Annotated in this window: 29 protein-coding genes, 1 other RNA gene and 3 pseudogenes; 16 read left to right on the top strand and 17 right to left on the bottom strand. The window is 25.5% G+C overall.

Annotated elements, in window-relative coordinates:
- The first annotated feature begins 117 nt into the window (after nucleotides 1–117).
- On the top strand, nucleotides 118–1,251 hold the full coding sequence (mnmA, locus tag AAHM76_RS04875) for a tRNA 2-thiouridine(34) synthase MnmA (RefSeq protein WP_342255556.1): 1,134 nt from the start codon (nucleotides 118–120) through the stop codon (nucleotides 1,249–1,251).
- Between the two features lie 15 nt (nucleotides 1,252–1,266).
- Nucleotides 1,267–3,429, top strand: a complete 2,163-nt coding sequence (gene recD2 / locus AAHM76_RS04880; protein ID WP_342255557.1) for an SF1B family DNA helicase RecD2 — start codon at nucleotides 1,267–1,269, stop codon at nucleotides 3,427–3,429.
- A 60-nt stretch (nucleotides 3,430–3,489) separates the two neighbouring features.
- Here the strand turns inward: recD2 and AAHM76_RS04885 are convergent, their stop codons facing one another.
- The 3 genes from AAHM76_RS04885 to AAHM76_RS04895 all read right to left on the bottom strand — a co-directional run bounded on the left by AAHM76_RS04885 (nucleotide 3,490) and on the right by AAHM76_RS04895 (nucleotide 5,152).
- Nucleotides 3,490–3,708, bottom strand: a complete 219-nt coding sequence (locus AAHM76_RS04885; protein WP_342255558.1) for a hypothetical protein — start codon at nucleotides 3,706–3,708, stop codon at nucleotides 3,490–3,492.
- A gap of 121 nt (nucleotides 3,709–3,829) precedes the next feature.
- Nucleotides 3,830–4,941, bottom strand: a protein-coding gene (locus AAHM76_RS04890; RefSeq protein WP_342255559.1) for an IS3 family transposase whose coding sequence is annotated in 2 segments (ribosomal slippage) — nucleotides 3,830–4,698 and nucleotides 4,698–4,941 — 1,113 coding nt in all. Because the reading frame shifts where the segments join, the coding sequence is not laid out codon by codon here.
- A gap of 52 nt (nucleotides 4,942–4,993) precedes the next feature.
- Nucleotides 4,994–5,152: a hypothetical protein gene (locus AAHM76_RS04895; RefSeq protein WP_342255560.1), complete on the bottom strand. Its 159-nt coding sequence runs from the start codon at nucleotides 5,150–5,152 to the stop codon at nucleotides 4,994–4,996.
- Nucleotides 5,153–5,559: 407 nt separating this feature from the next.
- On the opposite strand from AAHM76_RS04895, the gene AAHM76_RS04900 reads away from it, so the two are divergent.
- Both AAHM76_RS04900 and AAHM76_RS04905 read left to right on the top strand, forming a co-directional pair.
- Entirely contained in the window at nucleotides 5,560–5,895 is a 336-nt protein-coding gene (locus tag AAHM76_RS04900; RefSeq protein ID WP_342255561.1) for a hypothetical protein, read from the top strand.
- An 81-nt stretch (nucleotides 5,896–5,976) separates the two neighbouring features.
- Nucleotides 5,977–6,366, top strand: coding sequence for an MBL fold metallo-hydrolase (locus tag AAHM76_RS04905; RefSeq protein WP_342256840.1), 390 nt, complete (start codon nucleotides 5,977–5,979; stop codon nucleotides 6,364–6,366).
- Nucleotides 6,367–6,484: 118 nt separating this feature from the next.
- Here the strand turns inward: AAHM76_RS04905 and AAHM76_RS04910 are convergent, their stop codons facing one another.
- From AAHM76_RS04910 to AAHM76_RS04920, 3 genes and pseudogenes are all read right to left on the bottom strand, one after another.
- Nucleotides 6,485–6,916, bottom strand: coding sequence for a hypothetical protein (locus AAHM76_RS04910; RefSeq protein WP_342255562.1), 432 nt, complete (start codon nucleotides 6,914–6,916; stop codon nucleotides 6,485–6,487).
- Nucleotides 6,917–6,922: 6 nt separating this feature from the next.
- Nucleotides 6,923–7,315, bottom strand: coding sequence for an IS1/IS1595 family N-terminal zinc-binding domain-containing protein (locus tag AAHM76_RS04915; RefSeq protein WP_342255563.1), 393 nt, complete (start codon nucleotides 7,313–7,315; stop codon nucleotides 6,923–6,925).
- 200 nt (nucleotides 7,316–7,515) lie between these two features.
- Nucleotides 7,516–8,635: pseudogene (locus tag AAHM76_RS04920) on the bottom strand (IS3 family transposase).
- A 164-nt stretch (nucleotides 8,636–8,799) separates the two neighbouring features.
- Here AAHM76_RS04920 and AAHM76_RS04925 point away from each other — a divergent pair.
- Nucleotides 8,800–9,312, top strand: a complete 513-nt coding sequence (locus tag AAHM76_RS04925) for a DDE-type integrase/transposase/recombinase (protein ID WP_342255564.1) — start codon at nucleotides 8,800–8,802, stop codon at nucleotides 9,310–9,312.
- Between the two features lie 54 nt (nucleotides 9,313–9,366).
- Nucleotides 9,367–9,579, top strand: coding sequence for an IS3 family transposase (locus AAHM76_RS04930; RefSeq protein WP_425289468.1), 213 nt, complete (start codon nucleotides 9,367–9,369; stop codon nucleotides 9,577–9,579).
- A gap of 1,139 nt (nucleotides 9,580–10,718) precedes the next feature.
- Here the strand turns inward: AAHM76_RS04930 and AAHM76_RS04935 are convergent.
- From AAHM76_RS04935 to AAHM76_RS04940, 3 genes and pseudogenes are all read right to left on the bottom strand, one after another.
- Nucleotides 10,719–11,246: a transposase gene (locus AAHM76_RS04935; protein WP_342255566.1), complete on the bottom strand. Its 528-nt coding sequence runs from the start codon at nucleotides 11,244–11,246 to the stop codon at nucleotides 10,719–10,721.
- Nucleotides 11,247–11,348: 102 nt separating this feature from the next.
- Nucleotides 11,349–11,462 (bottom strand): annotated as a pseudogene (locus AAHM76_RS08560) (hypothetical protein); the annotation flags it as partial.
- A 336-nt stretch (nucleotides 11,463–11,798) separates the two neighbouring features.
- On the bottom strand, nucleotides 11,799–13,706 hold the full coding sequence (locus AAHM76_RS04940) for an ABC transporter ATP-binding protein (RefSeq protein ID WP_342255567.1): 1,908 nt from the start codon (nucleotides 13,704–13,706) through the stop codon (nucleotides 11,799–11,801).
- A 133-nt stretch (nucleotides 13,707–13,839) separates the two neighbouring features.
- On the opposite strand from AAHM76_RS04940, the gene AAHM76_RS04945 reads away from it, so the two are divergent.
- The 5 genes from AAHM76_RS04945 to AAHM76_RS04965 all read left to right on the top strand — a co-directional run bounded on the left by AAHM76_RS04945 (nucleotide 13,840) and on the right by AAHM76_RS04965 (nucleotide 17,178).
- Nucleotides 13,840–14,799 (top strand): IS1/IS1595 family N-terminal zinc-binding domain-containing protein, encoded by a 960-nt coding sequence (locus tag AAHM76_RS04945; RefSeq protein WP_342255568.1) that lies wholly within the window; start codon nucleotides 13,840–13,842, stop codon nucleotides 14,797–14,799.
- 475 nt (nucleotides 14,800–15,274) lie between these two features.
- Nucleotides 15,275–15,523, top strand: coding sequence for a hypothetical protein (locus AAHM76_RS04950; RefSeq protein WP_342255569.1), 249 nt, complete (start codon nucleotides 15,275–15,277; stop codon nucleotides 15,521–15,523).
- Between the two features lie 120 nt (nucleotides 15,524–15,643).
- A complete protein-coding gene (locus AAHM76_RS04955) occupies nucleotides 15,644–15,784 on the top strand; it encodes a hypothetical protein (protein WP_342255570.1) in 141 nt (46 codons plus the stop codon).
- Between the two features lie 129 nt (nucleotides 15,785–15,913).
- On the top strand, nucleotides 15,914–16,501 hold the full coding sequence (locus tag AAHM76_RS04960) for a hypothetical protein (RefSeq protein ID WP_342255571.1): 588 nt from the start codon (nucleotides 15,914–15,916) through the stop codon (nucleotides 16,499–16,501).
- Nucleotides 16,502–16,536: 35 nt separating this feature from the next.
- Nucleotides 16,537–17,178, top strand: coding sequence for a hypothetical protein (locus AAHM76_RS04965; RefSeq protein WP_342255572.1), 642 nt, complete (start codon nucleotides 16,537–16,539; stop codon nucleotides 17,176–17,178).
- 241 nt (nucleotides 17,179–17,419) lie between these two features.
- Here AAHM76_RS04965 and AAHM76_RS04970 read toward each other — a convergent pair.
- The 3 genes and pseudogenes from AAHM76_RS04970 to AAHM76_RS04975 form a co-directional block, all read right to left on the bottom strand.
- Nucleotides 17,420–18,531: pseudogene (locus AAHM76_RS04970) on the bottom strand (IS3 family transposase).
- A 480-nt stretch (nucleotides 18,532–19,011) separates the two neighbouring features.
- Nucleotides 19,012–19,140, bottom strand: coding sequence for a hypothetical protein (locus AAHM76_RS08565; protein WP_425289469.1), 129 nt, complete (start codon nucleotides 19,138–19,140; stop codon nucleotides 19,012–19,014).
- Nucleotides 19,141–19,459: 319 nt separating this feature from the next.
- The gene (locus AAHM76_RS04975) at nucleotides 19,460–20,386 is read right to left on the bottom strand and encodes a hypothetical protein (RefSeq protein ID WP_342255573.1); all 927 of its coding nucleotides are present in this window, start codon (nucleotides 20,384–20,386) and stop codon (nucleotides 19,460–19,462) included.
- Between the two features lie 196 nt (nucleotides 20,387–20,582).
- Between AAHM76_RS04975 and AAHM76_RS04980 the strand changes: the two genes are divergently transcribed.
- Genes AAHM76_RS04980 through AAHM76_RS08570 form a run of 3 tightly spaced genes read left to right on the top strand, consistent with a single transcriptional unit; the run spans nucleotide 20,583 to nucleotide 21,748 of the window.
- Entirely contained in the window at nucleotides 20,583–21,353 is a 771-nt protein-coding gene (locus AAHM76_RS04980) for an IS3 family transposase (RefSeq protein ID WP_342255574.1), read from the top strand.
- Between the two features lie 42 nt (nucleotides 21,354–21,395).
- Complete coding sequence (locus AAHM76_RS04985; protein ID WP_342255575.1) at nucleotides 21,396–21,701, top strand: hypothetical protein; 306 nt, start codon at nucleotides 21,396–21,398, stop codon at nucleotides 21,699–21,701.
- Entirely contained in the window at nucleotides 21,686–21,748 is a 63-nt protein-coding gene (locus tag AAHM76_RS08570; RefSeq protein WP_425289470.1) for a hypothetical protein, read from the top strand. Before AAHM76_RS04985 ends, AAHM76_RS08570 begins: the two co-directional genes overlap by 16 nt.
- 72 nt (nucleotides 21,749–21,820) lie before the next feature.
- On the opposite strand, the gene rnpB is transcribed toward AAHM76_RS08570, so the two are convergent.
- Both rnpB and AAHM76_RS04995 read right to left on the bottom strand, forming a co-directional pair.
- An RNA gene (gene rnpB / locus AAHM76_RS04990) (RNase P RNA component class B) lies at nucleotides 21,821–22,189 on the bottom strand.
- Nucleotides 22,190–22,235: 46 nt separating this feature from the next.
- Nucleotides 22,236–22,562 carry a DivIVA domain-containing protein gene (locus tag AAHM76_RS04995; protein ID WP_342255576.1) on the bottom strand — a complete coding sequence of 109 codons (327 nt, stop codon included), beginning with the start codon at nucleotides 22,560–22,562 and terminating at the stop codon, nucleotides 22,236–22,238.
- A 206-nt stretch (nucleotides 22,563–22,768) separates the two neighbouring features.
- Between AAHM76_RS04995 and AAHM76_RS05000 the strand changes: the two genes are divergently transcribed.
- Nucleotides 22,769–23,140 (top strand): Holliday junction resolvase RecU, encoded by a 372-nt coding sequence (locus tag AAHM76_RS05000; RefSeq protein WP_342256841.1) that lies wholly within the window; start codon nucleotides 22,769–22,771, stop codon nucleotides 23,138–23,140.
- Here the strand turns inward: AAHM76_RS05000 and AAHM76_RS05005 are convergent.
- Together AAHM76_RS05005 and AAHM76_RS05010 are read right to left on the bottom strand one after the other, a co-directional pair.
- Entirely contained in the window at nucleotides 23,115–23,675 is a 561-nt protein-coding gene (locus AAHM76_RS05005; RefSeq protein WP_342255577.1) for a DnaD family protein, read from the bottom strand. The two genes, AAHM76_RS05000 and AAHM76_RS05005, sit on opposite strands and share 26 nt — an antisense overlap.
- A 23-nt stretch (nucleotides 23,676–23,698) precedes the next feature.
- Nucleotides 23,699–23,983, bottom strand: coding sequence for an HU family DNA-binding protein (locus AAHM76_RS05010; RefSeq protein ID WP_342255578.1), 285 nt, complete (start codon nucleotides 23,981–23,983; stop codon nucleotides 23,699–23,701).
- Nucleotides 23,984–24,203: 220 nt separating this feature from the next.
- Between AAHM76_RS05010 and AAHM76_RS05015 the strand changes: the two genes are divergently transcribed.
- Nucleotides 24,204–24,785 (top strand): Pr6Pr family membrane protein, encoded by a 582-nt coding sequence (locus AAHM76_RS05015; protein ID WP_342255579.1) that lies wholly within the window; start codon nucleotides 24,204–24,206, stop codon nucleotides 24,783–24,785.
- Between the two features lie 317 nt (nucleotides 24,786–25,102).
- On the opposite strand, the gene AAHM76_RS05020 is transcribed toward AAHM76_RS05015, so the two are convergent.
- On the bottom strand, nucleotides 25,103–25,660 hold the full coding sequence (locus AAHM76_RS05020) for a hypothetical protein (RefSeq protein WP_342255580.1): 558 nt from the start codon (nucleotides 25,658–25,660) through the stop codon (nucleotides 25,103–25,105).
- Nucleotides 25,661–26,097: the final 437 nt, after the last annotated feature.

Below are 26,097 nucleotides of genomic sequence, written 5' to 3' on the forward strand. Positions count from 1 at the left end.
AGTAAATTATTTAAACAATAGAAAACCAATTTATTATCTTGGGATTTTTAATTTTCAATGTTAAAATAATAGTACTAATTAATTATTATTTATTAATAAAAAAGGAAGTGATGTGCAATGAAAAAAGTTGTTGTTGGATTATCTGGAGGGGTTGATTCTTCAGTTAGTTTATATTTATTACAACAAGCAGGTTATGATGTAGAAGGTCTTTTTATGCGAAATTGAGACAGTCAATTAAATAATGATATTTTAGGAAATAAAGCAATTAATAATGTGATTTGTCCACAAGAACTTGATTATAATGATGCTGTTAATGTTAGCAAAACATTACAAATACCATTGCACCGTGTTGATTTTATTAAAGAATATTGAGAATATGTTTTTAAACATTTTATTAATGAATATCAAAAAGGGCGAACTCCTAATCCAGATATTTTATGTAATAAGTATATTAAATTTGACTATTTTTTAAACTATGCAATTAATAACTATCATGCTGATTTTATTGCCATGGGACATTATGCTCAAGTACAATTTAATGAAGAATTACAAGAATATCAATTATTACAGGGAATTGACCGGGATAAAGATCAAACTTATTTTTTAAGTCAGTTGAACCAAGGGCAATTATCAAAAACATTTTTTCCGTTAGGAAATTTAACAAAAAAAGAAGTTAGAGAAATTGCAAGTGCACAAAATTTAATCACAGCTAATAAAAAAGATTCAACAGGAATCTGTTTTATTGGAGAACGTGATTTTAAAAACTTTTTACAAAATTATATTCCAAATCAAAATGGTAATATTGTTGATATTGAAACAAAAGAAGTTGTTGGTGGTCATAATGGGGTGATGTATTATACAATTGGTCAACGTCGTGGCTTAAATTTAGTCGGGATGAGTCAACCATATTTTGTGGCTGGTAAAAATGTAGAAAACAATATTTTATATGTTGCAAAAAGTAGTGAAGAAAAATGACTATATTCAACTAGTTGTATTATTGCTGATGTTAATTGAATTAATACTTTACGTGAAAAAGAATTTAATTGTACAGCTAAATTTCGTTATCGTCAAAAAGATATCCCTGTTAAAGTAACAGTTTTAATTGATAATAAATGTCTTGTGCAATTTGCAACAAAAGTAAAAGCGATTACGCCAGGACAAGCTGCTGTTTTTTATGATGATGAAGTTTGTCTTGGGGGCGGAGTTATTAATGATGTTTATTTAGATAATCAAAAATTATGATATTTATAGGAAAGGATTACTAAAATGGCTGAAAAAATAAGGGGTTATTTAAAATTAATTGTTTTTGAATCCAATAATGGTTATCGGATTTGTAAATTTCAATTAGAAAATGATAAAACACATTTTATTTTTATTAAAGGATTTTTATCAGCTTTACAGCCAGAACAATTATATGAATTACAAGGGGACTTTGTCTATAATGAACGCTATGGTGAAAATTTTGAAGTTAAGGAAATTCATAAACTTTCTCCACGGAGTAATGATGAGGTCTTAAAATATTTAACTAGTAGTTTATTTCCCACAATTGGTGAAAAAACATCACAAATAATTATTGATTATTATCAAACCGATGTGATTACTAAGATTAAAGAAAATTTATCAATCTTACATAAAATCCCGGGTATTAGTGTTAAACAAGCTAATATTATTGCAAAGGTATTTAAGTTAATGAGCCGTGATGATGAATTAAATCATCAATTTAATCAAAAAGGATTATCTTTACAAGTTTTATCTTTATTAAAAACAAAATATAATGTTGATCAGATTTATGCTTTATTAAAAAAAGATCCTTATTCATTATTATTAAAGGATAATATTGCTTTTAAAACAATTGATAAGATTTATTTAGCATTTGAACAAGAACCTTTTACTAATATTCGAATTGGTTATTATGCCTGACATTTAGCAAAAGAATTTTGTAATAATAATGGTGATACTTATTTAATGTTAAATGAATTAACAAAAATCTTACAAAAGAATTTTCCTTTTTTAACAAAAGAACAGTTGTTGGCCGGATTAAAATATAGTAAAGAAATTAAATTATTAATTTTTAAGGATGATAAAATTTATGTTGCAGAAGTATATCATAGTGAAATTAATATTGCTGCAATGTTAGTTGGTTTGAATACGATTGATCAATATGACGATCAAAAATTAACAGAAGAGTTAGAAAAGTTAACAAATAAAAAACAAATTACTTATAATATTAATCAAACAAAAGCAATAAAGGCTGCTGTGCATTCTAATTTTTTAGTTATTATTGGGGGACCTGGCACGGGTAAAACAACAGTTGTTGACGGTATTGTTAATCTTTTAAAAAAAGTTTACCAGCAATTAAAAATTGTGTTAGCAGCACCAACCGGAAAAGCAGCAAAACGATTACGAGAAAAAACTGGGCAGAAAGCTTTAACAATTCATAAATTATTAAAATATGATGCTTTAACTAATCAGTTTTTTTATAATGAAAATAATCCTTTGGAAAATGATATTTTAATTTTAGATGAAGTTAGTATGGTTGACAGTTTGTTATTAGCACAAATTGCAAAAGCTAGTGTTAATTTTCGTAAATTAATTTTGATTGGTGACCAAAATCAATTACCGTCAGTTGCTTGTGGTGATTTGTTACGAGATATTATTCAAAGTAATGTTTTTAATGTTATTAAATTAGAAGAAGTTTATCGTCAAGAAGCTGGAAATGACATTTTAGAACTATCTTATTCAATTGAACAAGAACATTTTGAAGATAATAATTTATTTGACAAAAAAGATTTTACTTTTATTAATGAAACTGATTCACAAACATTATTAACAATTGTTGGTGATTTATATCAAAAACTTAGTGATGAATATGGAACAGATTATAATGCTATTCAAGTAATTGCACCAATGTATAATGGTCCAGTTGGAATTAATGTATTAAATACTTATTTGCAAAATCGAATGAATCATGCAGTTGGTCAAAAAGAAATTAAGATTGGGCATCGTTTTTTCCGAGTTAATGATAAAGTTATGCAACTTAAAAATCGGCCTGAATTAGAAATTTATAATGGCGATGTTGGCATTATTGTTGATATTAAAAAAGATAAAAATTTAAATGATGTGATCTTAGTAAAATACGATAATGTAATTGCATATAATAAAGAACTTTATTATGATATTACTTTGGCTTATGCTTGTAGTGTTCATAAATTGCAGGGAAGTGAATATGATAATATTATTTTTGTAATAACAAAAAGTTTTTGAATAATGTTAAAACGAAATCTAATTTATACAGCAATTACCCGTGCTAAAACTAAATTATATTTAATTGGTGAACCATCAGCATTTTTATATGGAGTTAATAATTTACCACAAAAACGGCGAACAACTTTACAAGAAAAAATTAAAACATTTTTAAAAGAACAATAATTATTATATTTTGCCTAGTTTTAATACTATCGTAAAAAATTTAACATAAAACTTATTAAATTATATAGGCGTTGCAATGGCGCCAAGATTAGCAGATGCTATTGTAAACATATTTATTAAATTATGGCCTGTAAAAGTTTTATTAGTAGTGCCATCAAAAGCATCACTAATATAGTAAATGGTTTTATCCGGATTATCATCAAACAATATTGCCATTATAATGACAACATGTTTTACTTGACTAGTTGGTAATCAAGGCGGACTGCCTTTTAATGCCAAGCATTACTGGCATATCATTTTTAAGACTAAATTTAACTAGATTTTGTAATCATATTTTTTGTTCATATTTTTTACCAAAATTTTGTTCTAAGTGGAATGGCAACACTTTTTAGGACACTTTTTATATAGACATTTGTTTTCTAAAAGTAACTGGAGATAAATAATTTAAACTGCCACGAATTCTAATATTGTTATATCAATGCACAAAATCAAAAAGTTCGTATTTTAATTGTGTTAAATTTTTAAATTTTTTACCCTTAATAAATTCAGTTTTAAAAGTTTTGTAAGTTGTTTCAGCCACAGCATTATCATAAGGGCAGCCTTTATTGCTTAATGATCTTTTAATATTAAAAGTTATTAAAATTTCATCAATGATTTTATTTTTAAACTCATTACCACGATCAGTATGAAATAGAGTTATTTGATTTAATGGTCGTGTTATTTTATGAAAAGCTTGTTGGACCAGTTCGGCTGTTTTATTCGGCCCAGCACTATAACCAATTATTTCACGATTAAACAAGTCAATTAATAAACAAATATAATGTCATTTAGCGCCAACTTGAACATATGTTAAATCACTAACAATAACTTCATTAGGTTTTTTGTTGTTAAATTGACGATTTAAAATATTATTAATTTGGTCATTATTGACTGTTGTTTTATGATTATGATATTTTAATTTGGTGTATTTAGAAACCAAATTATTTTTGATCATAAAGAATCTGATTTTTCGCCGCGATAAGATGATATATTTTCTTTTTAAAATAACTTTAATTTTGCGAGCCCCATAAATTTTGCGGCTTTTATTAAAGGCACTGATAATTTCTTGTTCATAATTATTAACTTGCTTGTTAATACATTTATTAGTTTGATAATAATACGTTGATTTTGATAAACCCAAAATCTTACATATTTTTATTACTGAATATTTTGTTTTGTTGTTATTAATTATTGTTATTTTTTGGCCATTATCAGTGCGGCTTGCTTTAAAATGTCATTTTCCATTTTCAAGTCTTTAAGTTCTTTTCGCAAAGTTATTATTTCATTTTCTTCTAGTGTGCGATTGTCTTTTGCTTTAAATGAACCAGAATTATTATAATTTTTAACTCAACTATAAATAGTTGGTTTTGGTAAATTATATTCTTGCCCTAGATTAATAACACTTTTACCATTTTTATATAGCATGACAATTTGTTTTTTAAATTCTTCAGAGTATGAAGTTTTATTTCCCATTTTTATATTCCTTTTTTCTTAATAATTTTATCTAATTTTGAAGTCTATATAATTATGGCCCTAATAATTGTAGCCTATCCAATACAATTAAACTAATTTTTAATCCATTTGATGAAAAGTTTTCAAATGAAAAAATTGATGAGTATCAAGATAATGTTAATGAATTATTAGCATTAGATAATATTTCCTTTACTAAAAGTGGTTTTCGCATAAATGATGCTCAATTTTCTATTAAAGGAATACAAAATTATCCAATCTATCCACAAGATGGTTGAGCTGCAAAATTATGTACAACAGATAGTACAGTTATTTTTAATATTTCTAATACAAATCTCGATGCAGTTAAATAACAATTACAACGAGCAATGATTAATGCCCGTACTAATTATTTTTCTGTTAAAAAGACGGTTAATTGTTCAGAAAAAGAACGTGAATATGAATCGTTTGAAAATTTAGTGCAATTAATTGCGCCAGGAGAAGAATAAATTAAACGGGTAAATTTTATTTTTTTAAATTATGGTTTTAATCGGCATATGTTAAAACAATCAGAAGAAAGACTACATATTTTATTAAAAAGTCTTAATATGAAAATGGATTATTTATTTTTTCGACAAATAAGTGGGTATAGGTGCCTTATTACCAAAACCAACTTATCCAACTGCATATCATAATTCTTATGAAATGCCATGTGCAACATTAGGGAATTTATTTCCGTTTTTAAATAACGCTTTAGAAGATGAAAAAGGATTATTTGTTGGTTATAACACTACTGGTGATGTAATTTTTACTGACCAATTTAAACGTGGCGGTGATTTTCAAAATTCAAATGCGCTATTTATTGGCACAACAGGAGGTGGTAAAACGACAACTGTTAGCAAATTTTTGGATTATCATATCATTAAGGGTAGAAAAGTAATTAGGTCGTATAAAGAAAATAAGGGTTTTTATTTTTAAATGTTATTTAGTTCAATAAATTAAAAAGGTATTTTTTTTCTTATTTGTCTAAAACCCTTATTTTCTTTATGCGACCTAATTATTAATAATCAAAATGAGGCAATTATGATTGATGCATCAAATGCAACAAGAAGAGCAATTGAATATATTAAACAAAAAAAATTAACCTTAAAAGCATTATTTATTACACATAGGCATATTGACCATTATGATGGTCTTGATAATGTTTTAAAAGAATATCCAGATTTAAAAATTTATATTCAAAAAATTGATTTACGATTGTTGTCCCAACATAAGGTTGACGATGAGACAGGTGAAATTTTAGGGCCGGGAATTAATTATCCATTAACAAATATTGTTTTTAATTTTGTAGAAAAATCTTGATGAAATAAAAAAAATCATCAATATGATAACTTTAAAAGAAAATTATATAAACTTTTAATATTGTTATTTAACTTTTTTATACGTTAAAATATAATACCGATGATTGTTGGTTTGGTGTTAAACCTTTATGCTGGTATTTTCATTTTCAGAGATTTAAATAATTTTGAATGTTCGTGAAACCTAAGCCATGATAATGAATTAAGGATTATTTAAGATTTGATTGTAATTTACTAATTTTATTTAACTTCCGATAACTAGCATCAGGATTTGTACTATTTTTAGTTGCTAATAAAATAGAATTTGTTTGTTTTGCTACTAATAAATATAATGGTTGCATGTCAGAAATAATAATTGAATTTTCTTTGATTAATTGTTTATTAATATTTTCAATAATTCACTGTTTTTGTAATCGTTTTGTGTTGGTTGATTTAACATAAATATTATTATTGCTATCAACAGCCATTTTAATACAACATTTAGTGTTGGTTGAAAATGAATCAAGATGAATTTTTCTTTTATCAAATTTATCTTTAAAATTACCTTTGTGGATTTCTTTAATAAATGTTTCATCGATTTGAATTTGGCCATTTAACGTTTTAAATTTTAATTGGGTGTTTTCTAATTGTTTTGATTTCATTATTTTTTAGCGATTATATCAAGCGGTTTTCGGTGATGTTTTAATAAAGCGGGAAATCATTTTACTAGATTGGCCTAATAATGAAATTTGAATCAATAAATTTCACTGTTCATAATTTAAATGACTTCAATACGTAAAATGATCACGAAAAGCATCAAAACTAGCACGACATTTTTTGAATAAATATTTTTGTTTTCCTTCAGGATTATGGCCATTTTTAACACAATAAAAAGATTGACAATTAGGACATTTAATAACTTTATCCCTAAATTTTTGGTCAATTTCATTTAAGCGTTTTTGTTTTTTAATTAATTCTGCTTCTTTTTTGACTTTTTCATGAAATTCTAAAAATTGATCATCTGTTAAACTATTTATTAATTTTTCAATTATTTTTTCCATTAATTATTCACCTTTTATATTAAGAATATACCTAATTTTAGGTATATTTTATAAATATCAAGAGTTTTCTACAAAATTAAAGTATTTTTTTATATTTTATGTTAAAATATAATTGTTAAAATTTATATAATATTTAATAAAAAATTAAATTTATGAATAAATTTTAATATTGGAATAGCAACACTTTTTTAGGACACTTTTTATATAGACATTTGTTTTCTAAAAGTAACTGGAGATAAATAATTTAAACTGCCATGAATTCGAATATTGTTATATCAATGCACAAAATCAAAAAGTTCTTATTTTAATTGTGTTAAATTTTTAAATTTTTTACCCTTAATAAATTCAGTTTTAAAAGTTTTGTAAGTTGTTTCAGCCACAGCATTATCATAAGGGCAGCCTTTATTGCTTAATGATCTTTTAATATTAAATATTAAAAGTTATTAAAATTTCATCAATGATTTTATTTTTAAACTCATTACCACGATCAGTATGAAATAGAGTTATTTGATTTAATGGTCGTGTTATTTTATGAAAAGCTTGTTGGACCAGTTCGGACGTTTTATTCGGCCCAGCACTATAACCAATTATTTCACGATTAAACAAGTCAATTAATAAACAAATATAATGTCATTTAGCGCCAACTTGAACATATGTTAAATCACTAACAATAACTTCATTAGGTTTTTTTGTTGTTAAATTGACGATTTAAAATATTATTAATTTGGTCATTATTGACTGTTGTTTTATGATTATGATATTTTAATTTGGTGTATTTAGAAACCAAATTATTTTTGATCATAAAGAATCTGATTTTTCGCCGCGATAAGATGATATCTTTTCTGTTTAAAATAACTTTAATTTTGCGAGCCCCATAAATTTTGCGGCTTTTATTAAAGGCACTGATAATTTCTTGTTCATAATTATTAACTTGCTTGTTAATACATTTATTAGTTTGATAATAATACGTTGATTTTGATAAACCCAAAATCTTACATATTTTTCTTACTGAATATTTTGTTTTGTTGTTATTAATTATTGTTATTTTTTAGCCATTATCAGTGCGGCTTGCTTTAAAATGTCATTTTCTATTTTCAAGTCTTTAAGTTATTTTCGTAAAGTTATTATTTCATTTTCTTCTAGTGTGCGATTGTCTTTTGCTTTAAATGAACCAGAATTATTATAATTTTTAACTAAACTATAAATAGTTGGTTTTGGTAAATTATATTCTTGCCCTAGATTAATAACACTTTTACCATTTTTATATAGCATGACAATTTGTTTTTTAAATTCTTCAGAGTATGAAGTTTTATTTCCCATTTTTATATTCCTTCTTTCTTAATAATTTTATCTAATTTTGAAGTCTATATAATTATGGTCCTAATAATTGTAGCCTATCCACAAGCCGCACTGATAATGGCTAAAAAATAACAATAATTAATAACAACAAAACAAAATATTCAGTAAGAAAAATATGTAAGATTTTGGGTTTATCAAAATCAACGTATTATTATCAAACTAATAAATGTATTAACAAGCAAGTTAATAATTATGAACAAGAAATTATCAGTGCCTTTAATAAAAGTCGCAAAATTTATGGGGCTCGCAAAATTAAAGTTATTTTAAACAGAAAAGATATCATCTTATCGCGGCGAAAAATCAGATTCTTTATGATCAAAAATAATTTGGTTTCTAAATACACCAAATTAAAATATCATAATCATAAAACAACAGTCAATAATGACCAAATTAATAATATTTTAAATCGTCAATTTAACAACAAAAAACCTAATGAAGTTATTGTTAGTGATTTAACATATGTTCAAGTTGGCGCTAAATGACATTATATTTGTTTATTAATTGACTTGTTTAATCGTGAAATAATTGGTTATAGTGCTGGGCCGAATAAAACAGCCGAACTGGTCCAACAAGCTTTTCATAAAATAACACGACCATTAAATCAAATAACTCTATTTAATACTGATCGTGGTAATTAGTTTAAAAATAAAATCATTGATGAAATTTTAATAACTTTTAATATTAAAAGATCATTAAGCAATAAAGGCTGCCCTTATAATAATGCTGTGGCTGAAACAACTTACAAAACTTTTAAAACTGAATTTATTAAGGGTAAAAAATTTAAAAATTTAACACAATTAAAATACGAACTTTTTGATTTTGTGCATTGATATAACAATATTCGAATTCGTGGCAGTTTAAATTATTTATCTCCAGTTACTTTTAGAAAACAAATGTCTATATAAAAAGTGTCCTAAAAAGTGTTGCCATTCCAGACATTTTGCCCTACTTCATCGCACATTATACGTAATCCTTTCATTAATTAGTTTTGCCTAATGCTCAATATTCATCAGTTATTTCATCTACTGAAACTGGATAAGATCGTATCATTAATTCTTGTAATTTACTTTCAATTTTTTTATTTCATTTTTTCATCAAATATTTTCCTTTCTGTAAAAAAATAATATTTTTTTATTGGTTAATATTTTGATATTTAGTAAATAATGTATTTTGTATTTTAGTATTTATTTACTTCGCCGCCCGCTTCACTTTGTGGGTGAGCGGAGGCGGTAGGATATTTAGACAGAGTTTATCCCCCTACGGAAATAAACAAAAAAAGTTTACCCAGTTATTAATTACGTTTCATCCACCCCTAGACAACTTTATATAAATAAAATAACCTTTTGGAGCTCCAACCATCTTGTTTTTTTAGTGTCCGATATTTTTGTTTTTTCGGTTTAACAGTAATCTTTTTATTAAAACAAGCCAAAAACACGCGCTCTGACATTTCGCAAGTGATTAATCTTGCCGATAATTAAAGAAATAAATAGGAATAAATCCATTCGCTTTCACACTTTCTTTAAGGCTTCGCGCCATAGATGAGTTATCCATTCTTTAAGTATCAAAATATTAAGTTTTAAACGTTGCATTATTCATCGGATAATACCTTTATTGAAAGGAAATTTATAAAAATATCATTTATTTTGTGTAGGGAAAACAGAATAACATCTGTTTTTATGATAAAAGTTCTAAATTTAAAGATACTATCCGATGAATAATGCAAATAAATTTATTTTTTTAATAGAAAAATAAAAAAACAATCTCACAAGAATTGTTTTTTGCCGGTTCATCGTACAGGACGTCTTTAATTTTCTTTTTAATTTTGTAGAAAAATCTTGATGAAATAAAAAAAATCATCAATATGATAACTTTAAAAGAAAATTATATAAACTTTTAATATTGTTATTTAACTTTTTTATACGTTAAAATATAATACCAATGATTGTTGGTTTGGCGTTAAACCTTTATGCTGGTATTTTCATTTTCAGAGATTTAAATAATTTTGAATGTTCGTGAAACCTAAGCCATGATAATGAATTAAGGATTATTTAAGATTTGATTGTAATTTACTAATTTTATTTAACTTCCGATAACTAGCATCAGGATTTTTACTAGTTTTAGTTGCTAATAAAATAGAATTTGTTTGTTTTGCTACTAATAAATATAATGGTTGCATGTCAGAAATAATAATTGAATTTTCTTTGATTAATTGTTTATTAATATTTTCAATAATTCACTGTTTTTGTAATCGTTTTGTGTTGGTTGATTTAACATAAATATTATTATTGCTATCAACAGCCATTTGAACACAACATTTAGTGTTGGTTGAAAATGAATCAAGATTAATTTTTCTTTTATCAAATTTATCTTTAAAATTACCTTTGTGGATTTCTTTAATAAATGTTTCATCGATTTGAATTTGGCCATTTAACGTTTTAAATTTTAATTGGGTGTTTTCTAATTGTTTTGATTTCATTATTTTTTGGCGATTATATCAAGAGGTTTTCGGTGATGTTTTAATAAAGTGGGAAATCATTTTACTAGATTGTCCTAATAATGAAATTTGAATCAATAAATTTCACTGTTCATATTTTAAATGACTTCAATACGTAAAATGATCACGAAAAGCATCAAAACTAGCACGAAATTTTTTGCATAAATATTTTTGTTTTCCTTCAGGATTATGACCATTTTTAACACAATAAAAAGATTGACAATTAGGACATTTAATACCTTTATCCCTAAATTTTTGATCAATTTCATTTAAGCGTTTTTGTTTTTTAATTAATTCTGCTTCTTTTTTGACTTTTTCGTGAAATTATAAAAATTGATCATCTGTTAAACTATTTATTAATTCTTCAATTATTTTTTCCATTAATTATTCACCTCTTATATTAAGAATATACCTAATTTTAGGTATATTTTATAAATATCAAGAGTTTTCTACAAAATTAAAGAATTTTCTCAATGATTTTTGTTCTAAATTCTGATGTATATTTGTTATATTTTTGTCCTTTTTTTGCCATATAAAAATGCACCCCCTATAAAAATTTAACAAAATCTTTTTTTATTTTGCTTACTTTTTTGGGCGCAGTCTTGTGAAGTCTTTTTTATAAACACTTTTTTATTTGCCCTGATTACCAGCACGATGAAGGTCGCGGAATGGGCCATCAACTGCAATTAACTCATCGTACTTACCATTTTGAATAATTCCTTGCCATTTTCCTAAGACAAAAATTTGATCAACATTTTTAATTGTACTTAATCGGTGCGCAATTGAAATTGTTGTTTTACCAACCATAATTTTTTCTAATTCAGCTTGAATTTCTTTTTCCACAATATTATCTAAAGCACTTGTTGCTTCATCTAAGATTAAAATTTGTGGGTTCTTTAAAATCATTCGGGCAATAACTAGGCGTTGCTTTTGACCACCTGATAACATAAACCCTCGTTCTCCTAAAATAGTATTATAACCATCTTTTCAACCCATTACTAAATCATGCAGGTTGGCTTTTTTACAAGCTTCAACTACTTCTTCATCCGTTGCATTAAACATTCCGTATTTAAGATTATAAATCACATCCCCAAATAAAATTTTTGGTTCTTGTTCAACATAACCAACATGTGTTAAATAACTTGCTAAATTTAATTTTTTTAAATTAGTGTTGTTAACAATAACTTCCCCACTCGTTGGATCATAGAAACGTAATAATAATTTTGAAATTGTTGATTTACCACTTCCAGTTTCTCCAACAAAAGCATAACTTTTTCCTTTTTCAAACGTAACTGTTGTTTTAGGTAAAATAATAACACCTGGTTTTTCAGGGTATTCAAAAACAATATCTTTTAAAATAATATTGCCTTTAACTTCTTGTACCTCAGGCGCATTACGGTTTGGATCAATGGTTGTATCAACACGAATTAATTGAATAATTCGTTTTGTTGAAGCTGTTGCACGTGCTAATCCTGGAACTAATCCAGTTAAAGTTCAAATTGGAAATGCCAAAGTATTAACACCCGTAATAAAGGATGGCAAAATTTTCATAATACGATTAGTATGTTCTGCTCCTTTATTACCATATAAAATTATACTTGCTAAGACAACAATCACCGTTAAACTTAATGCACATAAAATAATAATTGTTGTCATTCGTGCTTGAATACGATTTAAACGACGATTAACACGGTAATATTCTTTATGAATTTGTTCAAAGCGAACACGTTCATATTCTTCTGTCCCTGTTGCTTTAATTAGCGCAATTGATGCAATTCGATCGGTCACATCTCCATTAACATCTGTAATTTTAGCACGAACATTTTCTGTTTCTGATGCTTGTGAACGGAAAGTTACTGCCACAGCAATCATGAATAATGCTGTTGTTCCTAAACAAATCAATGCTAATTTTCAATCAATATTTAATAATGAAATTGCACTACCAATAAATATAATTGGAATACTAATTAAGTTAGCTGGGGTTAATTGTGATTCATCCCCAATAACTTGTGTATCATTAATTAATTTAGTCATTGTTTCTCCAATTTTTTTATCAGAATAATAACCAATGTTTAAATTAACTAAATTATTTAATACCGCATTACGAACATCAATTTCAATATTCCGCCCTAGCATTCCACCTACTCGTTCACGAATATTTGTTGTAATCACGGCAATTATTAAATCAACGCCAATTATAATTAATCATATATATCATTGTAAGCCTGTTGTGACTAAATTTGGATCATCTCCAAATTCAAATAAAATTTCACTCATTAATTGGCTAATTAAAAAAGTCATTATGACAATTGAAGTTGAACTTAGTACTAATGCAAATAAAATTGTAAATGAACGTAATAAATAACGACGGTAATAAATTGCAACTAACTTAAAAAAACCAATTCGAGGTTCCTTGATTCGTTTCATCATTTCTAATGGCGTTTCTTGTTTACGAGTTTGATTTTTTTTATGTAATTCATTGTAATCTAAATTCTTTTCAATTTTATTAATATCAATTAATTCTTTAATTTTCCCCATAACCTCACCTTATTTCTTAAAAAATGCGAGCTTAATATTTGCTCTCTTATCAGTGTATTATATCAAAAAAATAAAACTTTTCCTTTAATTTTGTAGAAAAATCTTGATATTTAATATAAGAGGTGAATAATTAATGGAAAAAATAATTGAAGAATTAATAAATAGTTTAACAGATGATCAATTTTTAGAATTTCATGAAAAAGTCAAAAAAGAAGCAGAATTAATTAAAAAACAAAAACGCTTAAATGAAATTGAACAAAAATTTAGGGATAAAGGTATTAAATGTCCCAATTGTCAATCTTTTTATTGTGTTAAAAATGGTCATAATCCTGAAGGAAAACAAAAATATTTATGCAAAAAATGTCGTGCTAGTTTTGATGCTTTTCGTGATCATTTTACGTATTGAAGTCATTTAAATTATGAACAGTGAAATTTATTGATTCAAATTTCATTATTATGCCAATCTAGTAAAATGATTTCCCACTTTATTAAAACATCACCGAAAACCTCTTGATATAATCGCCAAAAAATAATGAAATCAAAACAATTAGAAAACACCCAATTAAAATTTAAAACGTTAAATGGCCAAATTCAAATCGATGAAACATTTATTAAAGAAATCCACAAAGGTAATTTTAAAGATAAATTTGATAAAAGAAAAATTCATCTTGATTCATTTTCAACCAACACTAAATGTTGTGTTCAAATGGCTGTTGATAGCAATAATAATATTTATGTTAAATCAACCAACACAAAACGATTACAAAAACAGTGAATTATTGAAAATATTAATAAACAATTAATCAAAGAAAATTCAATTATTATTTCTGACATGCAACCACTATATTTATTAGTAGCAAAACAAACAAATTCTATTTTATTAGCAACTAAAACTAGTACAAATCCTGATGCTAGTTATCGGAAGTTAAATAAAATTAGTAAATTACAATCAAATCTTAAAGAATCCTTAATTCATTATCATGGCTTAGGTTTCACGAACATTCAAAATTATTTAAATCTCTGAAAATGAAAATACCAGCATAAAGGTTTAACGCCAAACCAACAATCATCGGCATTATATTTTAACGTATAAAAAAGTTAAATAACAATATTAAAAGTTTATATAATTTTCTTTTAAAGTTATCATATTGATGATTTTTTTTATTTCATCAAGATTTTTCTACAAAATTAAAAAAGAATTCTGAAGAAATTACTGAATTTAATGCAAGTAATTTAGAAAATAGCAATCAGCAAATCAACGAATTACAAACAAAAAACACTAAATTAATTTCACAATTATAACAACAAACCCTACAATTAAAACAAATTGAAATTAATAATTTTAATAATTCTTTAACTGATAATGAAGAATTTAAAAACGTCTTATTAAAATCTTATGATATTAACGATGATATTGAAGTAATTAAAACACACTTACAAAGTGTTTATGATGAATTAATCAAAGTACAAATCGTTAATACCGGCGGCGTACAAAAAACAGAAAACAACGAAAATAATATTATCGATGAAGATAATGTATTTAATAAATAGAAAGGAGGAATAAAACTATGGCACAAAATCCACAAAGAATTTTTGGTGATATTGTTAATCAAGCAACAAAAAATGATCGTGAATCATTTGATCAATGATATTTACAAACTTATCAACAAAAATTTAGTTGAGAGGCACTATTTGCTTGAAAAGAAGCCAATAAATTTGGCTTAACATATAAAAGAAAGAAAAATATTAAATATAATGAAGGTTTAGGATCAAACGGAGAAGTATTTAATACTGATGATAATTTATTAAAATATTAAACAGTTGAATTTGAAGATGGAATTGTTGAATTAGATAGAATTTTAACTTTTGCTCGTAAATTAGACCCCGTAGAAAGCGAATTTAATCCTAATCTTTGGGCCGCCGATATTGAACAAGCAATGGATACAGAAGTTGCTTATAAACGTAACAAAATTTTAGATATTATTAATAACGGAAAAGTTACAACTATTCAAGGTAAAAAAGCAGATGATACAAATGCTTTACAAATTCATGATGAAATTATGGATAAAATATATTAAAATGGCTTTACCCCATCAGAAACAATTGTTTTATGTTCAGCTGATTTTATTCGTGGAATTCGTGATAAATTACAACTACAACTTGGTGCAAACGATCAAATAAACAGTGTAATCGCAACAAGTGGGGCAATGAAGTCTGTTGAAGGAACAACTTACTATATGGTTCCAAAAAAATTACCAATTATTAATAAAGATGGTTCAGAAGGAACAATTAGTTTATTACCTGATGGTGTTAATGCAATTGCTTTTAAATTTAGTAAAAAATATGACCCTCTTATTTTACACAAAAAAGACCACACCCAATTAAGAGTTGGCGCTGCGGCGTTAGTCACTGGGATCGGTAATACCTTAATTATGGAAAGAGTTTTATATTTAGGTGTAGCCGTAATTGAACCGAAAGGAATTATTAAACATATCGTTGCAAAAATTGATATTAGTAAAATTAATAAATTAGATAAACCAACTATTCATGTTGATGCTCCAACACAAACAACATCAGAACAGTTAAAACCACAATTTAAAGATGTTGTTTTAAAAGCAGTTAAAGCTGTAAATAGTTCTTTAACTGAAAATGATTATGATTACTTTATCGAAAGTAAATGTGAAGATTGACCAATTGATATTACAAATGACAAAAATGTTGCAGTTCAAATTGAAGGTAAAAACAACGCTACTGGTCAAACAAATGCGATTGATGTTAAAATTAAAAATACCTAAGTACTAAAAAATAGTACTTTTTCGTTTTATAAAATATGCCAATTGTAACAAGCAAAACTGCTCTAATTTATCCTGTTAAAAAAACGCCAACAAGGTTGTCAATTCAACAACAAGAAAAAAGTTTTGGTTTACAATTATTAGAATTTTTAGGAATTCAAGTTTTAGCTCTTGGTTTATCAGTTTTGACTGGTGGGGTTGCTTCGGCTGTTGGGCTTGGTGCAGGATTATCTAATTTTGCTGCAGCATTTATCTCATTTGGAGTAGAAACAGCAACTGATTTTGCCGTAAATCAAATATATGATAGTTTAACTTCTGAAGTTAGCACAAAAAGTACGGCTTTAAATTTATTACCAGCAATTGGTGGGATTGGTAAATTAACGCGCGCTGCGCGCACAACGAGAATTTTAAAATTAGCCAAAGAAACTAAATTACTTGAAAAATTAGGCGTAATAACTGCTAATAAATTAGAAGATGTTGTAAGACAAGTTACAGGTAAAAAGATTTTATCTGATAAATTAATATTTGATTTTACAAAACAAGATAATAATGAAACTTTATTATATACGATTGGAAAATTATCCCGCAATGATTTTTATAAAGGTTTTAAAGGGCTTGAGTTAGAAACAATTAATAATTTATTAAAAATTGAAAAAAAACCTTCAAAAAATAAGTCCTAAGTTAGTTCAAAAAATACCCCGCATAAATGAAAAAAACGCTAATAAATGACTGTCTGAATATGGATTAAGTGTTGATAAAATAAGCAAAATAGATACCGATGAATTATATACCATTATGACTAATCTTCATAAAAAGGTGTTGGTAAGAACCTAATATTAAATGCCAATTTAATGCGAGGCAGCAAAATATATTATAATAAATTATTAAATAGTGGAATGGCAACACTTTTTAGGACACTTTTTATATAGACATTTGTTTTCTAAAAGTAACTGGAGATAAATAATTTAAACTGCCATGAATTCGAATATTGTTATATCAATGCACAAAATCAAAAAGTTCGTATTTTAATTGTGTTAAATTTTTAAATTTTTTACCCTTAATAAATTCAGTTTTAAAAGTTTTGTAAGTTGTTTCAGCCACAGCATTATCATAAGGGCAGCCTTTATTGCTTAATGATCTTTTAATATTAAAAGTTATTAAAATTTCATCAATGATTTTATTTTTAAACTCATTACCACGATCAGTATGAAATAGAGTTATTTGATTTAATGGTCGTGTTATTTTATGAAAAGCTTGTTGGACCAGTTCGGCTGTTTTATTCGGCCCAGCACTATAACCAATTATTTCACGATTAAACAAGTCAATTAATAAACAAATATAATGTCATTTAGCGCCAACTTGAACATATGTTAAATCACTAACAATAACTTCATTAGGTTTTTTGTTGTTAAATTGACGATTTAAAATATTATTAATTTGGTCATTATTGACTGTTGTTTTATGATTATGATATTTTAATTTGGTGTATTTAGAAACCAAATTATTTTTGATCATAAAGAATCTGATTTTTCGCCGCGATAAGATGATATCTTTTCTGTTTAAAATAACTTTAATTTTGCGAGCCCCATAAATTTTGCGACTTTTATTAAAGGCACTGATAATTTCTTGTTCATAATTATTAACTCGCTTGTTAATACATTTATTAGTTTGATAATAATACGTTAATTTTGATAAACCCAAAATCTTACATATTTTTCTTACTGAATATTTTGTTTTGTTGTTATTAATTATTGTTATTTTTTGGCCATTATCAGTGCGGCTTGCTTTAAAATGTCATTTTCCATTTTCAAGTCTTTAAGTTCTTTTCGTAAAGTTATTATTTCATTTTATTCTAGTGTGCGATTGTCTTTTGCTTTAAATGAACCAGAATTATTATAATTTTTAACTCAACTATAAATAGTTGGTTTTGGTAAATTATATTCTTGCCCTAGATTAATAACACTTTTACCATTTTTATATAGCATGACAATTTGTTTTTTAAATTCTTCAGAGTATGAAGTTTTATTTCCCATTTTTATATTCCTTCTTTCTTAATAATTTTATCTAATTTTGAAGTCTATATAATTATGGTCCTAATAATTGTAGCCTATCCAGTTAACATTGTTAAATATATAAAATAATAAAAATTGGCACACCAAAAAATACTATTAAGTTTTAAAGTAATAGTTATATAAAATAAATTAATAAAAAATAAATAAACTAGTGTGCCTTAATTTTTGTTAAAATACTTTGAGTATTAGAGTAATATACTCTATTAAAATCCTTTAACCATATGACGGAAAAAGTTTAATATCTTAATGATAATAAATAATCCAAATGGAATTAAAATAATTCACGCATCACCTAAAAAGTCATTAATTACGGTAAAATACCATATACAGCATCTTTTACTTTACCGATTGCATTACCTAATCCAGTTGAAATAGAATCCATTCCAGCCCTAAAAGTAACTGCATCTGCTAAAAAATTCATTATTTTCTATCCTCCTTTTTTTAAATTATTTTTTTTCTTTTTTTCTTACCTTGAATTTGGCGAATTTTTTGATAAATTGATAAACCAATTCACGCAAAAATACCTAACAAAATAAAAATACTAAATATTCATGTTAATCATACTGGAATAATATAGCTCTTTTCATAAATTAAAAAATTGAAATTTGCAAACTCGCTCCGCTTGTTGTCGCTTTGCTCCATTAAAAACATTATTTGAATAAATTATCCGCTAATAAATTACGCGGAATAATTTATTCTTTTACTTTTTAATTTCAATATCTTTTGTAATCTTATTGACAGTATTAATAACAATATTTTTACCATACTTTTTCACTAACAACCGCAAAATAAAATATTGCTTTGTTCGCATAAATTTCAACCTCCTATAATTAACTTAAAAAAGTTAACTAAATTAATAGTTAACTTTTTATGATTTGGCTTTTACAATTTACACATATATTCCATATCGATCAACTAATTGTCTTGTTCGTTGTTCTAATAATAAAAATAAAGTAGCGTTTATAATATATTTAGCGGTAAAAATTCCAAAGAAAATTCCGATAAAAATTAAAGTATGTTGTCATGACTCAAAAATAGATTCCATCCCACTATTATCGTGGTCATGATCATGGCCGGCATGCGCAACAGTAACTTGATTAGACCAATCAATCGGATTACTTGTTATATTCCCTGTCGGAGCTAATATCTTCAAACTATCGTGTAGAACATGGGCATGGTCAGCATCTGGATGCGCATGACCAATATTTACTAAAATCTTTGCAACAATTAAAAATGAAATTGCTTCAATTAAAGCACATATTGGTACTATAATAGTAAATGCCAAGATTTTTTTCCCTCATTTAATATTAATAATTTTATGATGATGGTCATGCGCTTTTTTAACATAATGATATTCATGAATAGTATGGTCATCAACATTTTCTGGGACAGTAATTTTATGACAAGCATTAAATAAAATGTAGTAAACAAATCAAGTTACGAACACAACTAAGATATTAGAAATCATAAAGAATGCCATTTCAAGTCAAGTATGATGCACATCAATTAAATTATGAATTCAAGGTAATGCAATTCCTTCTAATAAAGCAAATCCTAATCCAACAATTGCAATTGAATAAACAATTACTAAAGTATCAAAAAATCGTAAACCAAATGTTGACCCCCAAGGAGTTGGAACACTAAAAACCTCTAGTAAACTTAATCCAACGGCCATAGCTAAAAAAAACGCAGAAGAAGCAATTTTAAACGTAATTGACCTTTGATTATATAATTCCTTATGAAAAACTGATTTTTTAATACGCGTTCAAATCTTATCATTTTTCACTGTTAAAACATCGTTAGTATTTTTTTTCATTTTTTTTCCTTTCTTATTTATAAAAATTATAATTTATTTTTATAAAAAGTCAAGTTAAATTATTAGTTTTATAAAAATAAATTATAACTACCTAAACAAAAATAAAAATAGATTATTAACATCTAAAATAAAGTAGACATAAAAAATAGAAAATTATGTTAAAACTTTATTAATTTATTAAGGAGATGTTTTTTATATGAAAAAACAAAACAACAAAGAATTTAAACTAAATATTATTAATTTATACAAAAGTGGAAAACCTGTAAAATTACTTTCAAAGGAATATAATTTTTCATGACATACTATTTATTTATGAATTAAAACATATAATGCAAAGGGTGAAGAAAGTTTAGAATGAGGTCATGGAACACAAATAAAAAGTGGAACTAGAAAGCGTGGTGTTGCCAATAAACCATTAGAGTTAATGACAAAGAAAGAAATATATGAATATGCAAAACAATTTGAAGAATTATCAAAGTACTTATCCCTAAGCGTAAAAAATAAATATAAAAAAATTTATGAATTATCTAATATTTATACAATTGTATCTTTGTGTAAAATATTTAAAGTTTCCAGAGCTGGTTATCATAAATGATTATGTTTGGGGAAACCAAAATATAATAAATGAAATAATTTAATTGCTGATATTATTCAATCAACATATCATAATTTTAAAAGAATCTATGGTTATAATATGATTGCATTATGACTAAAAAAATTATATGATTTAGATCTTAATCCATGAGTAGTATATAGATATATGAAACAAATGAAATTAAAAGCTATAATTAGAAAAAAAAGATTCAATTATAAAAAACTTTCTGGTCAATTAAGATATGAAAATATTCTAAATAGAAATTTTTCTACAACTGGAATTAACCAAAAAATTGGAACAGATATTACATATTTAACTACTAATAACAAAACATATTATTTATCTATAGTAAAAGATTTTCATACTAATTAAATTTTAGATTACCAAATTAGTAAAACTCTAGATATGCCTTTTGTGGTAAAAAATATAATTAATGCTTGAGTAAAAGCAGGTAAACCAAAAACATGAATTTTACAAACTGATCAAGGATTTCATTATACAAATTTTATATTTACAAATTTGTGTAAAAAATTAGGAATAATAATCTCAATGTCACGAAGAGAATCTTCGCCAGATAATGGTCATACTGAATCTTGATTTGGAACTTTTAAAACTGAATTTTTTGAAACATTAAAACGTATTTTTAGAAACAAAGAATATATATATATAAAATGATTCCACAATATATTAAATTTTATAATGAAATTAGACCACAAATAAAATTAAAGGGATTAAGTCCTGTTGAATACAGAATAACTCAATCCTAAATAAATTTTATTTTTTATGTAAACTTTTCTTTACATATTCATTAATATCTATTTTTATTAGTAAAGTTACAACATCATAACCCACGTTCTGTTTTTTATTTTCTGAAATAAAATACTAGTTATTTATCTATCAATTATTAAATTGATCCCCTTGTTTTTTCTGCTTCAAAACAAGAAGTTCCCTTACCAAAATTTAGGTTTCTCGCTTGTGGGGTTTACCCGTTCCATTTTTTAAATTTATTTAAAAACTCGTTTCTGTGGCACTTTTATAGAAAAAACTCCATATTATTTAATAATAACGTAGGATTTTTTTCAGCCGTCATAAGTAACCTTATGCCTAATTTTATGAATTAAATTAGCACAAACACTACAATCATCACAGATTGTGCGAGCGTGGAGTTTCCTCTATTAACAGGATGTTAATAGCAACTAGTTCTGTTATAACTCATATATATTATACTATATCTTAGAAATTAATTAAATAAATCTAATCGTTATTTATTTTTCCTTCTAAGTTATGAATTCGCTTTATTAAATCCGCTTTTGAAAAACCTTCTTCTTCTAAACGGGCTTTTTGAGCTTTTGTTTCATCAAGTTGAGCTCTTAAAACATCATTTTTATCTTGCAAATCATTTAATTGTTGACGCAAGTACTTGATTTCCTTATTAAAGTAATCTGTAATTCCTTCAAAAACTCGATAATCTGTTGCAACCATATCTAAGAATTTATCAACTTCATTTGGATCATAGCCTTGATAATCAACTTGGAATTCCTTATTAATAATATCCGTTGCTCGTAATTTAATTGTTTTCATTTTTTACACCTCATTTGCAAGGAACAAACTTCTTTTTTTGATAATTAATTATTGAAGGAGGAGACAAAAATGTATCTGCCCAATAATCGTGGCATGTTTTTAGAATCTTTACTTAATTATACTATTCAAAAATATTTTGATAATAATACTGGTCTTTTTTTAAACGGCCAGTAAATATTATCTCGCTTGAAAAACAACAGCATTTAATCACAAAAAGTTATTTTAAAACAAAGACTGGATGTGATTATTATGGACTTTATCAAGGTCATTATATTGAATTTGAATCAAAAGAAAGCAATCAACAAAAATTTAATTTAAACAATTTTAAGACCCATCAATTACAACAATTAGCATTAGTTCATAATCATCATGGCATTAGTTTTATTATTATTTACTTTCATTACTATGATCGTTATTTTATTTTATCATATCAAAAATTAATAGAATGAATAAAATTAATGTCAACAAAACAAATACCACTTTTATATTTTATTGAAAATGGCCATGAACTTTTTTTAGTTTTTCCTAATTTTCTTGATTTTGAACCAATTCTTAATCAATTAATCAATTATATTTAGTTAATGATTTTGGTTTATTTTTAAGATAATTATCAATAAACTTCAGTAATTCTTTAAAAGTTAGTTTTGCATTTTGATCATTATTAATAATTAAGGTTAATTGAAAATCAGAAATTTTATTTTCTAAATAAGTATTTAAAGTTGCTTTTTCGTGTTCATTTAAAGGATGCTGTAAAATTTGATTTACTTTTTCAAATAAAATCTTTTTTTCAACATTTAATTCTAGGTTTTCAATTGCAATAATGATCTTATTAAAAATTGGTGATAAATCCATTTCTAAAACACTTTTTTTCATTTTAATATCAATAAAACCAGCTTGTTTCAAATGATCTAACATCTTTTTTGCTTGATCTTCACTAAAATTAGAATGATTTGCAATTTCTAATGGCGTAATAAACCTTTTATCAGAAGAAGAACAGTTCATAATCAACATGATTAATACTAACTGTTCTTCTGACAAATTTATTAATTTATAATAACTTAACAAAAAACGCCACTTATTAATACTTCCTTTGTTAAATAAACTATTTAACATAACAATTAAATATTTCGTAATTGTTAATTATTGTTTAAATCAGTTTTTAAATGTTTACCTGCTTTAAATTTAGCTGATTTAGAAGCTGGAATTTTAATTGTTTCTCCTGTTGACGGATTTCTTCCATCTCTTGCTGCTCTTTCAGTTACAGCAAATTTACCAAATCCTGCAATTGAGACTTCTTTTCCAGCAACTAAATCTTTTTTAATATGATCAAAAACAAAATTTGTAATTTCTTCTGCGTGTGTTTTTGATAACACATCAGTAAATTTTTCGGCAATTTGCGCTGCTAGTTCTTTTTTTGACATAATTACACCTCTTCTAATAAACCTTTTATAAATTTAGGTTTATATTATCTTACCCAATTTTTATAAAAATGTATACCTTTTTAAACAAAAACATTACTTTAATAAAGTTTTCTGCTTTGATAAAGCATTTTTTAAAATAATCAATGCTACAATATCATAGTAGTAATGCAGGATATTAAATTACTACAAAAAAATAAAAAACAAGGAGAAATAGTTATCAATGATTTCAAAAATAAAATTAGCTTGAAAGCAAATTTATAAACTATTTTTTGCAATAGTTGGCCTTGCTATTTTAGGATGAGAGTTCATTAATGGAATTTTAAATCAAAATGATATTATGAACCGCTATAATGGCGATTACACCGTATATACATTAGATTTTTTTACAACTTTTACATGCTTATCAAACCTAGGAATCTTATTCTGATTCTTAATTAGTGGAATTAGCCATCATCAAGAAAATAAAAATAAAATTCAATCATGCCCAGTTGCACTAGCAGCAGCTTGTTATATTACAATTACTTTTATTATTTACAATTGTTTATTACTGCCAACACAACCTTTACCAGGCGGTGCGATAGGATGAATTACAACAGTTATTGACCATATGACAAATCCAATTGCATTTGTTATTTACATCTTATTTTTTATGGAAAATAAACAAGAAATTAACTTAAAACAATTTTTTAGAAAAAACTTTTGAAAATATTTACTTGTCCTATTAGGATATTGCGCTTATGCAATGATTAGAGGGGAATTACGTCGTCTGTCTGGTGACCATTTTACTTGACCAGGCAATTAACCAGGGGTTATTGAAAACCAATGATAAACCTATTTCTTTTTAAATATCCATACTCCTTTTTTAGGAATTCCAGGAGATGTATGATTTTTCATTGCTTTTTTTGCCATTTTAGGAATCCTAATTGGTGGTATGTATTTATATAATTATTGTAATAATAAAATTATTAAAACAAAATTTTACCAAACATTGCAAGAAATAAGTATTAACAAAAACTATCATAATAGAAATTATTATGATGATAAACTATAAACAATCTTTATAGTTTTTTCTTTGCATTTTATTTTGTCACATTCTTTAAATAGTTAATTGTTTTTTATTTACAATTGATTTTCAGAAACTATAATCTTAAAATAAAAAGTTTCTTGAGTTTTAACTCAACAAAAAAGATCTGGATTTGTAACAACAGCTTTAGCGGTAAATTTTGCTTTAATAGTATTATTAAAATATGTTAAATTTAAAATTAACTTTAAATTTTTTACTTCCGAATCAACTATAATATAACCGTAGTCATAATAAGTTTCTGCTATTTTATTTTCATACTGGGTATTATTTACTAATAAAATATTGGTTTTATCTTTTATTAAAGGTGAGTTAATATGATAATATTGAGGACTACTGTGTCCTTCAACTCAGGTTTGACGACAATTTTTAAATTCTATTATACTAAAATATTTATAATTTGTTCCTGTCGGCAATGTTTTTGTTCAAGTAAATGTATTTTTATCATAATTTCATCAATAAAAAGCTGTTACTTTAGTAATTGGTGTTTTTAATTCAAATTCTTCTGTAAGATTATTTAATTTTGCAGCAAGTGTTAATGGTGCGCTAGCAACCATCAAATTAATAACTCCTAAAAATCCTAAAATTTTTTTCATTTATTTGCCCCTTTCATTTCCTTTATACTTATTAAAAACGGCCAATTTTTCATAGTTAATTTTTGATTATAATATCATATTCTAAAATAGAAGATAAATTAATAAAAGACTTTATCAAAAAAAAAAAAAAAAGAAAATCATTTGTCAAGTTTTTGCGAAATAATACTAATGGTGTTGACAACATTATTATTTAAACTACTTGTGAAATAACTTTTTATGAAAAAAAATCTGATGTGTTTTTGTTTACCATATGTTGCCAGAATACAAACCTTAAATTATTCAAAACTATAAAATATTTGTTAAATAATAATGTGGCACCTATTTATTTTTATGATGCTAAAGAATGAAGAAAAAATGGTTAGTACTTTAGTTACCAAAATTAATACTGCTTAAATTATAAACTAATACATAAGAATGAAAAACCTCTTACAATAAGA

The organism is Spiroplasma endosymbiont of Poecilobothrus nobilitatus, from assembly GCF_964030655.1.
Classification (GTDB): Bacteria; Bacillota_I; Bacilli_A; order Mycoplasmatales; family Mycoplasmataceae; genus Spiroplasma.